The following is a 13,390-nucleotide window of genomic DNA, read 5'->3' as shown; positions in this document are numbered from 1 at the left end:
CATCCATGGATGTGGACTAAGGAGGGCATGACATGACAGCCGCACTGTGGGGAATTGCCGGCGGAGTGGCCTGGATGTTCGCGTTCGCGTTGTATCGGCGCAGTCTTCGGGTACCCCCGCGGTCGCACCCCGACCGGGCGCCATGAACGCGTACGCAGCGTACGCAGAAAACTTCATGAGTCGCCTGCGATATTAAGGGAGTCCATTTTGTTCCTTGCGTTCTTGCGGGTTTCCGGCCGCCATGATTCGATTTCACCCTGGAACAGCAGGGAGCCCGTGCGCGAGGAGCTATTCGGCGAGGAGCGCCTGGCGCAGCATGCGAGGAGCCTGGCGAGCGCGCAGGACATCTTGCGCGGTACTCGCGCCGGGCCGTCTCTGGCCCTGCGGCTGAAGGACAACGCGCGCCGACTGATGCACGCGTATGAAGCGACCGCCGCGGCCGCGGCGCTTGACGAGGCGATCACGCCAGCGGCCGAATGGCTGCTCGACAATTACTATCTCGTCGACGAGCAGGTTAGCAAGGTCCGCGACGACCTGCCCCCGAGCTTCTATCGGCAACTACCCAAGCTCAGCACGGGTCCGTTCGCCGGGTATCCGCGCGTGTTCGGCATCGCGTGGGCGTTCGTCGCGCACACGGACAGTCGCTTCGATCCCGATCTTCTATGCCATTTCATGCAGGCGTACCAGACGGTGCAGCCATTGACGATCGGCGAACTCTGGGCGGTGGCCATCACGCTGCGCATCGTGTTGATCGAGAACCTTCGCCGCCTCGCCGATCAGATCACCGAGGGCCGTACCGCGCGGCTCGATGCCGATGCGATGGCCGATCGTCTGCTGGGCGCAGGCGGGCATGCGCCGGAGGACATCGTCGCGCTGGCGGCGCGTTACGAGCGATCCTCGTTGCGCGACGCGTTCTGCGTGCAGTTGCTCCAGCGGTTGCACGACGAGGATCCGCAGACGACGCCTGCGGTTCGCTGGTTGCATGAACGTCTCGCTGCACAGCACACGACAGCCGAGCGGATTGTCGCGACGGTGCATCAGCAGCAAGGGGCCGCGAGCGTGACGGTGCGCAACGTCATTACCAGCATGCGCCTGATCTCGGACGTGAACTGGACCGAGTTGTTCGAACGCATCAGCCCGGTAGACGACGTGCTGCGCACACATAGCGGCTTCGTCGAGATGGACTTCGCGACACGCAACCTCTATCGCGGCGCGATCGAGGCGCTTGCGCGCGGCTCGCCGGCGAGCGAAACAGATGTCGCGCAGCGCGCGGTTTCGGCGGCACAAATGGCGCAGGCAGCGTTGACCGGGAAAACGGGCGCGGCACCGGGCCTGCAAACCGGGGAGGACGGCCTTCTTTCCGGGCCGCTGGAGGGAGCGGCGGAGCGCCGCGAATGCGAGCCCGGCTACTACCTGCTCGCGACCGGTCGTCGCGAGCTGGAGCGGGCGATCGGCTATCGCGCGCCCATCGCGGTCTGGCTGCCTCGCTTCACGCGGCAGGCAGGGCTGACCGGCTACCTCGGCCGGATCCTGTTGCTGGCCGCGCTGATCCTGACCGGCATGCTAACGCTGTCGACGGACACCATGCCACGGCCGGCGTTGCTGATCTGCCTCGCGCTCGCCGGGTTGCTGCCCGCTGTCGATCTCGCCGTGGCGATCGTCAATCGCAGGGTGATGCGCGACATCGGTGCGAACGTGCTGCCCGGTCTCGCGCTGCGCAACGGCATCCCTGCGAGCCTGCGCACGGTCGTCGCCGTGCCAGTCCTGCTGACCACGGCCAGCACGCTGGCTGAGCAGATCGAACGCCTGGAAATACACCATCTGGCGAGCCCAGAGGGCGAGCTGTACTACGCGTTGCTCTCTGACTGGACCGACTCTCCGACCGAGCACGTCGACGGTGACGAAGCGCTGCTATGCGCTGCGGCCAGGGGCATCGACCAGCTGAACCGGCAGTATCCGGGCAGCGGCGACATACCGCGTTTCCTGCTGCTGCATCGGAGGCGCATGTGGAACGGCGAAGAGGGCCAGTGGATGGGCTGGGAGCGTAAGCGCGGCAAGCTTCACGAGTTGAACCGGCTGCTGCGCGGCGCACGGGATACGACGTTCGTCGAGATCGACGGACGCTCACCCGCTGCCCCGCCAAACGTGCGCTACGTCATCACGCTCGACGCCGATACCCGTTTGCCACGCGACGCCGTGCGCCGCCTCGTCGGCAAGATGGCGCATCCGCTCAATCACCCGGTTTTTGATGCGACGAGCCAGCGCATTGTCGATGGCTATGGCGTGCTTCAGCCGCGCGTGACGCCTTCGCTGCCCGTCGCCACGCAAGGGTCGCTATTCCAGCGGATCGCGTCCAGCCCCAGCGGAATCGATCCGTACGCGGCGGCCGTCTCCGACGTGTATCAGGATCTGCTCGACGAAGGCTCCTACACGGGCAAGGGTATCTATGACGTCGATGCGTTCGAGGCGGCGCTTGCCGGCCGCGTGACCGAGAACACAATGCTCAGTCATGATCTGTTCGAGGGCATTTTTGCGAGGGCAGGACTGGCTTCCGATATCGAAGTCGTCGAGGAGTATCCGGCGCGTTACGACGTCTCGGAAGCCCGTCAGCATCGCTGGGCGCGCGGCGACTGGCAGTTGTTGCCGTGGCTGCTGAGCGTGCATCGGCGGCCCGACCTCGCGCTGGGCGCGACTGGCCGCTGGAAGATGCTCGACAACCTGCGCCGCACGGTTATCGCACCGGCGGCGTTCGTCGCGCTTTTGGCGGGCTGGCTGTTGCCGTTGCCGGCGGCGCTGCGGTGGACGGCCTTCGTGCTCGCCACGATCGCGCTGCCCGTGCTGCTGCCCGTACTGGGCGCGCTCATTCCGCGCTGGCGGCGTGCACACGTGAAAACGACAGCGCGCAGTGAGTTCGGCGTCTGGCTGGCCGACTTGCGGCTCGCGCTCTGGCGGTTCGGTCTTTCTGCCATGTTGCTGGCGCAACAGACCTGGTCGATGGGCGACGCCATCACGCGGACCCTGTTTCGTGTAGCGGCCAGCCGCCGGCACCTGCTCGAATGGACCACGGCCGCCGAGGCCGGAGCCCGCGATCGGCTCACGCTGGGCCACACCTGGCTGCATATGTCCGGTGGCGCGGCGCTTGCGCTGGGCGCAGGCGTGACGGTCGGCGTCGTCGCATTGCACACCGGTCATCATGGGGCGTGGGTCGCGGTGCCTTTTGTGCTGGCCTGGCTCGCTGCACCCGCGCTCGCGTACTGGTCGAGCCTCGCACCGCGGGCAGCGGGAGCGCTTGCCGTCAGCGACGCCGATGCCCGGCAGCTTCGTCATCATGCGCGGCGCACGTGGCGCTATTTCGAAACCTTCGTCACGCCGGGCGACGAGATGCTGCCGCCGGACAACTTTCAGGAAGATCCTCAACCGGTCGTTGCTCATCGGACGTCGCCGACCAACCTCGGGCTCTATCTGCTCGCGACGGTCAGCGCGCACGAGTTCGGCTGGGCGGGGACGGGCGATACCGCCGGGCGGCTTGAGACCACGCTAGCCACGATGCAGCGGATGCCGCGCTATCGCGGGCATTTTTACAACTGGTACGCTACGCAGGACCTGCGTCCGCTCGATCCGAAGTACGTGTCCTCTGTCGATAGCGGCAACCTCGCAGGCCATTTGATCGCGCTCGGCAACGCCTGTCGCGCATGGAGCAGACAGCTTCCCGGCACGGACCGTGGGGCTGCAGCATGCGCTGGCGTTGGCGATACGCTCGATCTGCTGGACGAAGCCGTGCGCGTGAATGGGGGCGAGCGAACGCGTAGCGCATTGAGTGCCGAGTTCGATCAGGCGGTGGCGGCGCTGCGCGTGTGGCTTGGCGCGGCGTCTCCTGCCCCGCCTGGCGATGAGACGCCGGCGACACCTGCAACACCTGCAACACCCGCGATAGCGCCCGAGTGGCGGACTGCCGTGCTGCTCGGCGCTACCGTTTCAGACATCGCCCGCGCGCTCGTCGACGAGGAGACTGCCGGACAGGCTCGCGCCGACTCCCTGGGCGGCGACGTGCTGTTCTGGGCTCGCGCGCTGGAGGAGGTGCTTCACAGTCACGAGCGCGACGTGACGCGTTCGGCTAACGCATCGACCGAACTGGCCGCTCGTCTGAACCGGTTGACCGAAACCGCGCTCCAGATGGCCGATGCCATGGAGTTCGGCTTCCTGCTCGACCCGGTGCGCATGCTTCTGTCGATCGGCTACTCGGTTGCCGACGGCCGGCTCGACGAGAGCAGCTACGATTTACTGGCCTCGGAGGCACGCCTCGCCAGCTTCGTCGCGATCGCCAAAGGCGACATTCCGGCGCGCCACTGGTTCCGGCTGGGGCGTGTCGCGGCGCCGGTCGCGGGCGGCGCGGCGCTGGTCTCGTGGTCGGGGTCGATGTTCGAGTATCTGATGCCGTCGCTCGTCATGCGCGCCCCGTCCAGCAGCCTGCTCGCGCGGACCAGCGAGCTCGTCGTGCGCCGGCAGATGGCCTATGGAGCGACGCTCGGCCTGCCATGGGGGATCTCCGAATCCGCGTACAACGCGCGGGACCTCGAACTGACTTACCAGTATTCGAGTTTCGGCATTCCCGATCTCGGTCTCAAGCGCGGTCTCGGCAATCACGCAGTCATCGCTCCGTACGCGACGGCGCTGGCCGCGATGGTCGCCCCGGCGGCGGCACTACGGAATTTCGCACGTCTCGAAGCGGCGGGCGCGGGCGGCCGCTTCGGCTTCTACGAGGCTCTGGACTACACGCCCTCCCGCGTCCCCGAGGGCGGCCAGGTCGTGATCGTGCGAGCCTTCATGGCGCATCACCAGGGTATGGCGATCGTGTCGATTGCCAATGCGCTGCTGGGCGGCCGGATTCGCGCGTTTTTTCACGCGGAGCCGGCCATCCGCGCGACGGAGCTGCTGCTCCAGGAGCGGATGCCGGGCCGGGTGGCAGTTGCGCATCTACGCATCGAGGAGAAAAGCGCTGGGCCGCAGCGCGGCGTCGAATCCGCTGTCGCGCGCCACCTTGTTTCGGCTGGCGACTCGCCGCCGGCCACCCATCTGCTGTCCAACGGCCGCTACACGGTGATGCTGACCGCCGCGGGCTCGGGGTACAGCCGCTGGGAGGATCTGGCGATCACGCGCTGGCGCGAGGACGCGACGCGCGACGACTGGGGCAGCTACCTGTATCTGCGCGACGTCGAGAGCGGCGCTTTCTGGTCCGCGGCGTGGCAGCCGACTGGCGTCGTGCCGGACAGCTACGCGGCGACCTTCACGGAGGATCGAGCGGGGTTCGTCCGGCGCGACGGCGCGCTGACCACCTCGCTCGACGTGATCGTCTCTGCAGAAGACGATGCGGAAGTGCGGCGCGTCTCGGTGTCCAACGCCGGCTCGCGCGCGTGCACCATCGAATTCACTTCGTATGCGGAAATCGTGCTGGCTACGCCAGCGGCCGATCTGGCGCATCCGGCATTCACCAAACTGTTTGTGGAGACAGAGTACGACGCCGAACTGGGCGTGATACTCGCGACGCGCCGTCGCCGCACGCCGGACGAAGCCGAAGTCTGGGCGGCTCACCTTTCGGTGATCGAAGCCGATCAGGGCGGCGCCGTCGAAGTCGAAACCGACCGCCTGCGTTTCATCGGCCGCGGTGGCAGCGTCCGTTCGCCACGGGCTCTTTCCAGCGAGCGCGTGCTCAGTGGCACGGCGGGCGTCGTGCTCGACCCGGTTTTCGCCATGCGCCGACGCATGCGCGTGGCGCCCGGAGCGACCGCAAGCGTCGCGTTCTGGACGATCGTCGCCCACTCCCGCGCGCAGTTGCTGGATCTCGTGGACAAGCATCGCGAGGGCGCGTCGTTCAGCCGTGCGGCGATGCTCTCGTGGACTCAGGCGCAGGTGCAGTTGCGCCACACAGGCGTGAGCGCCGACGAAGCGGCCCTGTTCCAACGGATGGCCGCCTACCTGCTGTATGGCGATCCCGCGCTGCGGGCGAACTCCGCCACCCTGATGCGCGGTGCCGCGGAGGTTGCCGCAGCCGGCGGCGTGGGCGCGGCGCCGCTCTGGACACACGGCGTGTCGGGGGATCTGCCGATCCTGCTGGTGCGCATCGACGATATCGAGCACATGGCGCTGGTGCGGCAACTGGTGCACGCGCACGAATACTGGCAGATGAAACGGTTTGCGGTCGATCTGGTGATCGTCAACGAGCGCGCATCGTCGTATGTGCAGGATCTGCAGGCCGCACTCGAAATGCTCGTGCGCTCTGGCCAGTCGCGGCCGCACCCCGGTAGTCCGGCACCGGGCAAGATCTTCCTGTTGCGGGCAGACCTGATGGCGCACGACGCCCGCGCGCTCTTTCCGATCGCGGCGCGGGCAGTGCTGGCAGCGCGTAACGGGCGCTTGTCGGAGCAGCTCAGGCGGCTTACGGGCGGGCCGTCTGCGAAGCCGCAACGCGCGCGGCTGCCCGCGCCTGAGGAAGCAGGGTCCGCCGACCTGGGACGTCTCGCAGCCGGCGCCGGGCTCGAATGCTTCAACGGACTCGGCGGCTTTGCAGACAATGGCCGCGAGTACGTGATCGTGCTGGGTCCCGGGCAATCGACGCCGATGCCGTGGGTCAACGTGATTGCCAATCCGGCCTGCGGATTCATGGTTTCCGCGGAAGGCAGTGGCTATACGTGGGCGTCGAACAGCCGGGAGCGGCAACTGACGCCGTGGTCGAACGACCCCGTCGGCGATCCGGCCGGCGAGGCGTTTTACGTGCGTGACGAGGCCACGGGTGCGTTGTGGGGGCCGCAGGCCCAGCCAGTACGCGACCACGCGGCGGACACAGCACCCTACGTCGCACGTCATGGCCAGGGCTACAGCCGCTTCACGCATATTGCCAACGACGTGGCGCTCGAACTGCTCCAATTCGTGCCGTTGAGCGATCCGGTGAAGATCTCGCGTCTGATACTGCGCAACCTGTCGAACCGTAGCCGGCAGCTCTCCGTGACGGCCTACGTCGAGTGGGTGCTCGGGGCGCAGCGCGCCGTATCGGCGCCGCACATCGTCAGCGAGATCGACGCGCAGACGGGCGCGATGTTCGTCCGTAACGGTTACGGCGAAGCGTATCGCGCTCGCGTGGCGTTTGCGGATCTCGGCGGCAGGCAGAGCGGCTGGACTGCGGACCGGCGCGAGTTCATCGGCCGCAACGGGACGCTGAGCGATCCCGCCGCGCTGGCCAGTGGCGCCGATGAGCGTCCGCTATCGGGCAAGACCGGAGCCGGGTTCGATCCGTGCGCGGCCCTTCAAACGCGGTTCGAACTGCCGCCCGGTGGCGTGACTGAGGTCGTGTTCCTGCTAGGTGACGCCGCAACGGCCGCCGAAGCGAGGCAGCTCGTCGCGCACTATCGCGAAGCCGATCTCGAAGGTGTCCTGGCTGCGGCTACCGGTTTCTGGGACGACACGCTCGGGGCCGTTCAGGTTGCGACACCGGATCGAGCGCTGGACCTGATGCTCAACCGCTGGCTGCTCTATCAGACACTCGCTTGCCGGATCTGGGCGCGCGCGGGCTTCTATCAGGCGGGCGGCGCCTACGGATTCCGCGATCAACTGCAGGACGGCATGGCGCTGGTGCTCGCGTGCCCGGCACTCACCCGCGAGCACCTGCTTCGTGCTGCCGCACGCCAGTTTCCGGAAGGCGACGTGCAGCACTGGTGGCTGCCGGAGGGGGGAGCCGGCGTACGTACCCGTATCGCCGATGACCGCACGTGGCTGGCCTATGCGGTGGCCCAGTACATCGAAGTGAGCGGCGAGCACGCGATTCTCGACGTGATGGTGCCGTTCCTCGAAGGCAGTCAACTGGCCGCGGATCAGCACGAGGCCTTTTTCGTGCCACACGTCGCGGACACGAGCGTGACGTTGTTCGAGCATTGCGCGCTGGCGCTGGAGCAGACGCTTGGGTCGTTCGGAACGAGGGGGTTGCCGTTGATGGGAACAGGCGACTGGAACGACGGCATGAACAGGGTGGGTGAAGCGGGGCGCGGCGAAAGCGTCTGGCTCGGCTGGTTCCTCTATGCGACGCTGGTGGCTTTCGCTCCCATCGCGCGAGCGCGTCATGAGGCTGCGCGTGCGGATTGCTGGCTCGAACGCGCGGCGTCGCTCAGGAAGGCACTCGATAGCGCCGGTTGGGATGGCGCGTGGTTCCGCCGCGCGTACTACGACGATGGCACACCGTTGGGGGCCGCAGGCAACGACGAATGTGCGATCGACGCCATCGCGCAGTCGTGGAGCGTATTGTCGGGCGCGGCCAGTGTCGAGCACGCCGAACGCGCGATGGCCTCGCTCGATGAGCGGCTGATTCGACGCGAAGAAGGCCTCGCCTTGCTGATCACCCCGCCGTTCGACCGCACGCCGCGCGATCCGGGCTACATCAAAGGCTATCCGCCCGGCATCCGCGAGAACGGTGGCCAGTACACGCACGCCGCCATGTGGTCGGTGCTGGCATTCGCGCAACTCGGCGACGGCGATCGCGCCGCCGATCTGCTCGCGATGCTCAATCCGGTCAACCGGAGCCGGACGCGCAGCGGCGTGAACCGCTACAAGGTCGAGCCCTATGTGGCCGCTGCCGACGTCTATTCCGTCGCGCCACACATCGGACGCGGTGGATGGACGTGGTACACGGGTTCGTCAGGATGGATGTACCGTGCGGGCATCGAAGGGCTGCTGGGGCTTCATAAGCGCGGCGGCGAGCTATGGATCGAGCCTTGCGTGCCTCGGGCCTGGTCTGGCTTCACGGCGGTCTTGCGCCACGGCATGTCGAGTTACGGAATTGCCGTGAACAATCCTCATCATGTTTGCCGCGGAGTAATCGGCATGAGCGTGGACGGCAAGATGCTCGAAGCCGGCGTGGTGGCGTTCCCAATGGTGGACGACGGCGCACGTCACAGTGTGATCGTGACGCTGGGTCCTCGGCCGGATTAGCGGCTGGACTGGCGCTCGGGTGGTGGGGGCGCGGCGGTTGCGCTTCCGGTGGCAACCGGAGACGCGAATGTTTACTCAAAACGCCGTGCGCCATCTGATCGCGGACGACGATCCGAACGTGGTAGCCGCAGACGTGTCGTTCTTTCAACGCTTCAGATCTATTTTGAAAAGCCCATTTTTCGCTTACGCGCGCGCTGATGTTTGGGCATGCAATCGACGCGCTCAGCGCTCTTTCCGGGTGGCGCGGCTTCCCGGAATCGCTCCGCGATGCGGGCAGCGTTCACCGCAAAACAATCAGGCAGCGACAATTACCCGGGAGTAACATCATTCCGTGAGGCGACACGACCGGGCGTGCTGCTTGACGCTGTCCACAGAGGCGGCCTTGCGGCACCCTCGCGTCCTCACGTGTATTGGAGAACACCGTGAAGCCTATGCTCCAAACGTTGCCGGCCGCAGCACTGCTGACCCTTGTGCTATGTCTCGTCGCTCCGAAAACATTTTCCCAGGCGGCGCCCGATGTGGCGGGATCATGGTCGTTGGTCTCGTTGACCGAATACAGAAGCGGCACCGAAGTCGAGGTGCTCGGTCCACATCCGCAAGGTCAACTTATCTTTGCTAGCGACGGCCGATACGTTCTGGTCGGACTTCGTGCTGATTTGCCGAAGTTCGCCTCGGGAAACCGGCTATCGGGTACTGCCGAAGAGAATCAACGCGTCGTTCAGGGCAACTTCGCGCATTTCGGCACCTATACCGTCGATCCGGTGGCACACGTGATCGTTTTCCACATTAAAAACGGAACGTTTCCGAACTGGAACGGCGAGGTTCAACGGCGCCCGTTTACGCTTGATGGCGACCGTCTAACTTACATGACGCCAGGGAGCTTCGGATATGGGGCCTCGAAAGTTGTGTGGCAACGATTGAAGTAAGCACCGTGCGGGGGCACCAGCTGCCGTTGCGTGCGCGTCCGGTCGGCGAGCGACGGCTGGTCGCGTGAAAGCCGCCGTTTTCTTCGAGCCAGGGCGAGTCATTGCATTCGCCGCAGCGCGAGAGGGCGTGCCCACCTGGATCGCGATGATTAAAGGTGTATGGCTAGCGCTTGGGAGCGGCTACAAGTCTACGACCGGAAATCCCGCACTTGACACTCTCCTGACTCGCGGCGGCATGGACAGGCGGTGGACCATAAACTTCAGACGATTGAGATTTCCGAAAATATCGTATCTGCGCGAAGAAATTATTCCAATCTGGAAAAGCCTGCCTGGCTGACAGAAAAAAGCCCGCAGGGGCGGGCTCGAAGATACAAGGAGACTCAATGCAACGAGGAGCCGGGGTGCTCCCGAAACCATGCTACCCCGGATTGCCAACGTTGGAACCTGCCTGTTCTGATAGGGCGACTGTCTCGTAGGTCTCCACCACGCCGCGCTCGAGCAGCAACTCCTCGATATCGCGCAGGCTCAGGTTGAAGCGAAAATACCAGCGAACGGCGCAGCGAATGACGCTCGCGGGGAAGCGGTGACCGTGGTAAAGCGGCTTCGTCTTCTTCATCGCTTCATTTTAATGCTCGGCGCTCGCTAACCTGACAACGCCGTCCAGCGTGACAGCTCTCTTCGCGCGTGCGCAACTTGTCGCGTAACCGGGAGTTCGTACATATTGAATCCGTCTGCGAAGTCGAGGCCGTCGGCGTGCGGTGCTCTCGGAGCCGCCTTCGCAGGGCGCGCAAAGGCGGTGCGACGCAAGGCCGGCAGCACGTGGCATCTGGACGAAGTGTTCGTGAAGCTGCGCGGCGAGCCCCACGTGCTGCGGAGGGCCGTGGATGAATGCGGCGCCGAGCTGGATGTGCTTCTGCAGAAGCGCCGGGACAAGGCCGCAGCCAAACGCTTTTTCAAGCATGTGCTGCGATCGAATCTCGCGCCCCGGGAAATCGTCACCGACCAACTGCGCAGTTACCCTGCGGCGAAGGCACATCGCAGAACTCGCGGGCGTCAAGCACGTGTTCGTGAAGGCGGCGGCTGCACGGGTGAATAAACGTGCCGAGAACAGTCACCAACCTACGCGTCGCCGTGAGCGCGCTATGAACGGGGTTTGATCTGCTTCGCATGCAGGTGTTTCTATCCAGCTTCGGTCCGATCCGTCAACACTTTGCACTATCCCGCCACCGCATGACGGCGCAGTCCCATCGCACCAAACTCAAGGCGCGCCTTGCAGCGTGGAATCGTTGGACCGTGATCGATGCTGCCAAGTGCACATATTGATAAGGATACCGATTCTTTCTCGATCTTACCCCGCCCGCTGCCGTCAAGTTGACGACGCCGCCGCGTGGTCACGTGGGCGATATGATGCTGGCGTAATCCACTGATAGTGGAGCCTTGACGGTGACCATTCTTCGGCGGCGGGATTTCACGGGACAGAAAATGACAACCGCTTCCGGCTTGCCTGCCTCGCAGCATGAACGGGCGCCAGAGTCACTACGGACGCTTTCCACCTATCTCGAGCTGGCGGTTGATGAGGGGGTATGCGTCGTCCTGATTTGTCAGTACGCAGATGCCTGCGCCGTCTACACTGGCGACCCAACGGGAGCGGCGGATGATTTGGCTGACCACGGAACGATTGCCGCAGCGTTGGTCGATGAGATACGCGGGTTGGCGGAGGAGGGCGCAAACCAGATGACAATCGGTGATCGGGCGTACCGGTTCATTCGAAGCTTTACGCAGATCGCCGATCGCGGAGCCGTGGTATTGACTCCGTTGTAGCCCAGGACGTAATCGGACTTCGGGGCGTCCCTCGTCCGGCCCTTTACTGCCTGCGCACCGTTCGGGTAGCGAAAAACGCGCGCCTGGCGCGTGATCGCGAAGCGACGGTGCGCGGAAAGACGATCGGCCAGCGAAGGCGGGCCGATGATCCCGCACAAGCGGGTTGATGGTTTGTTACAGCGGCGTGATGTTCGCGGCCTGCTTGCCCTTGGGGCCCTGCTTTACTTCGAAACTGACCTTCTGGTTTTCCTGAAGGGACTTGAAGCCGCTTCCCTGGACTTCGGAGAAATGCGCGAACAAGTCTTCGCCGCCGCCGTCCGGCGTGATGAAGCCAAAGCCCTTTGCATCATTGAACCACTTCACAATACCTGTTGCCATTTTCCTGAATTTTCCAAAAAATTTTGCGCAGTTGTCACGTTCAGTTGAGCGTGAGACTTTTCTTTTACCACGTGGAATCGACCGCCGACAACCAGGGGAGCTCCGTCTTATTTTCCTGAGATGGCGAGCCCGGTGGTCGCGACGGCTCGTCTGACGCGCCGGCGATGCGTGTGCAGCGGGCCCGCAGGACGTCGGGCGCCGGCGCCACGTCGACGGCAACAGTGCGAACCCGGCCGCGATCCCAGTATTCGACCGCCGCCGCGTGATCGGGCCGCACGCGCACACGTCTGGGTGAGTACGTCCGTGCCCCCCCGAAGGGAGGCAAGCCTCGCCGAACTTGGGTTTCTGGTCGCCGCTGTGCCCGTGAACCGAGCCGCGTCGGTGCGCGGATCTGGGCATCGCACGCGTGACGGCGCCACGCCCGCTCGTTCGATTAGCCCTACATGGGCAAGAGAGTTACGGAAATCTTCGTCGAAGTTCTCGAACTGTACGAGTGCCTCGAACATCGCGCGCGGCGCCGTGACTGGCGCCATTCGGGTCGCCGACCTATCCAAATTTGACGAGATTCAGTACCGACAGCGAGCCACCCGGGATTTGAGCCAACCCCCCGCCGCCTTCGAGCAAACCCAGGTCGATTCCAAAGAAGCCGATATGCTCGATCAATCCGCTTACAGCCGATTTCGCATGCGCATCGTCTCCCGCGAAGAACAACACGCGGCGGCCGCCTTCGGCTTGCGGATCATCGGAGATGAGGTGTGCCGGCAGATGATTGAACGCCTTCACGACGCGCGCACCCGGGACGAGGTCGGCGAATACTTCACTCGACGTCCGTCCATGCAATTCGGCTGGTTTGAACAGCGGCGCCTCGATCGGGTTGTTTGCATCAATCACGATGCGTCCGCCGAAGTCCGGTAATCCGGAAAGGGCCGCCGGCAGCTTCGACCAGTTCACCGCGACGAGGACAATATCCTGCGCGGCTGCTTGTTCACGCGTTCCCGGGGTGATTGAGGAGCCGAGGTCGCGGGCGAGGTCCTTAAGCGAATCTGGGCCCCGGCTGTTCGCGATGATGGCTTCGAGGCCCTTGCGCGCGAGCGCTTTGGCGAACGCGGACCCAATGGCGCCTGCTCCGATGATGCCGATGGTGCTCATAACGATGCTCCTGATTGAAGGGTGGTGAATCCAGTGACAAAACAGACGTCTGTGCGGCCGAGGGGAAGTTAATCAGACGTTCTCTCCCCAAAGCTCGGTGAGCGAATGTTGGCGCTTTTATTGCTCGATGATTAGTCGGTAAT

6 protein-coding genes and 2 pseudogenes are annotated in these 13,390 nt (G+C 64.8%); 5 read left to right on the top strand and 3 right to left on the bottom strand.

What is annotated here, in order from left to right; all coding sequences use genetic code 11:
* Nucleotides 1-207: 207 nt before the first annotated feature.
* From JMY28_RS37940 to JMY28_RS37930, 3 genes are all read left to right on the top strand, one after another.
* Complete coding sequence (locus JMY28_RS37940; protein ID WP_407945587.1) at nt 208-8,973, top strand: GH36-type glycosyl hydrolase domain-containing protein; 8,766 nt, start codon at nt 208-210, stop codon at nt 8,971-8,973.
* Nucleotides 8,974-9,040: 67 nt separating this feature from the next.
* Entirely contained in the window at nt 9,041-9,295 is a 255-nt protein-coding gene (locus tag JMY28_RS37935) for a hypothetical protein (RefSeq protein ID WP_201701002.1), read from the top strand.
* A 109-nt stretch (nt 9,296-9,404) separates the two neighbouring features.
* Nucleotides 9,405-9,899 carry a lipocalin-like domain-containing protein gene (locus tag JMY28_RS37930; RefSeq protein WP_201701007.1) on the top strand — a complete coding sequence of 165 codons (495 nt, stop codon included), beginning with the start codon at nt 9,405-9,407 and terminating at the stop codon, nt 9,897-9,899.
* A gap of 463 nt (nt 9,900-10,362) precedes the next feature.
* Here the strand turns inward: JMY28_RS37930 and JMY28_RS37925 are convergent.
* Nucleotides 10,363-10,515 (bottom strand): annotated as a pseudogene (locus JMY28_RS37925) (IS6 family transposase); the annotation flags it as partial.
* A gap of 138 nt (nt 10,516-10,653) precedes the next feature.
* Between JMY28_RS37925 and JMY28_RS37920 the strand changes: the two are divergent.
* Nucleotides 10,654-11,222, top strand: a pseudogene (locus JMY28_RS37920) (IS6 family transposase); the annotation flags it as partial.
* Between the two features lie 114 nt (nt 11,223-11,336).
* Nucleotides 11,337-11,720 (top strand): hypothetical protein, encoded by a 384-nt coding sequence (locus tag JMY28_RS37915; protein ID WP_407945586.1) that lies wholly within the window; start codon nt 11,337-11,339, stop codon nt 11,718-11,720.
* A gap of 174 nt (nt 11,721-11,894) precedes the next feature.
* On the opposite strand, the gene JMY28_RS37910 is transcribed toward JMY28_RS37915, so the two are convergent.
* Together JMY28_RS37910 and JMY28_RS37905 are read right to left on the bottom strand one after the other, a co-directional pair.
* The gene (locus tag JMY28_RS37910) at nt 11,895-12,098 is read right to left on the bottom strand and encodes a cold-shock protein (protein WP_074266313.1); all 204 of its coding nucleotides are present in this window, start codon (nt 12,096-12,098) and stop codon (nt 11,895-11,897) included.
* Between the two features lie 546 nt (nt 12,099-12,644).
* Nucleotides 12,645-13,247 (bottom strand): NADPH-dependent F420 reductase, encoded by a 603-nt coding sequence (locus JMY28_RS37905; protein ID WP_201701001.1) that lies wholly within the window; start codon nt 13,245-13,247, stop codon nt 12,645-12,647.
* Between the last annotated feature and the right edge of the window lie 143 nt (nt 13,248-13,390).

The organism is Paraburkholderia hiiakae, assembly GCF_904848665.1.
Lineage (GTDB): Bacteria > Pseudomonadota > Gammaproteobacteria > Burkholderiales > Burkholderiaceae > Paraburkholderia > Paraburkholderia hiiakae.
The sequence above is the reverse complement of the archived record's forward strand: the minus strand, read 5'-3'. Positions and strand labels throughout refer to the sequence as shown.

What these genes read in the sequence shown, in the direction of transcription:
- JMY28_RS37935 (WP_201701002.1), top strand. Translation starts at nt 9,041, where the DNA reads ATGTTTACTCAAAACGCCGTGCGCCATCTGATCGCGGACGACGATCCG.
- JMY28_RS37930 (WP_201701007.1), top strand. Translation starts at nt 9,405, where the DNA reads ATGCTCCAAACGTTGCCGGCCGCAGCACTGCTGACCCTTGTGCTATGT.
- JMY28_RS37910 (WP_074266313.1), bottom strand. Translation starts at nt 12,098, where the DNA reads ATGGCAACAGGTATTGTGAAGTGGTTCAATGATGCAAAGGGCTTTGGC.
- JMY28_RS37905 (WP_201701001.1), bottom strand. Translation starts at nt 13,247, where the DNA reads ATGAGCACCATCGGCATCATCGGAGCAGGCGCCATTGGGTCCGCGTTC.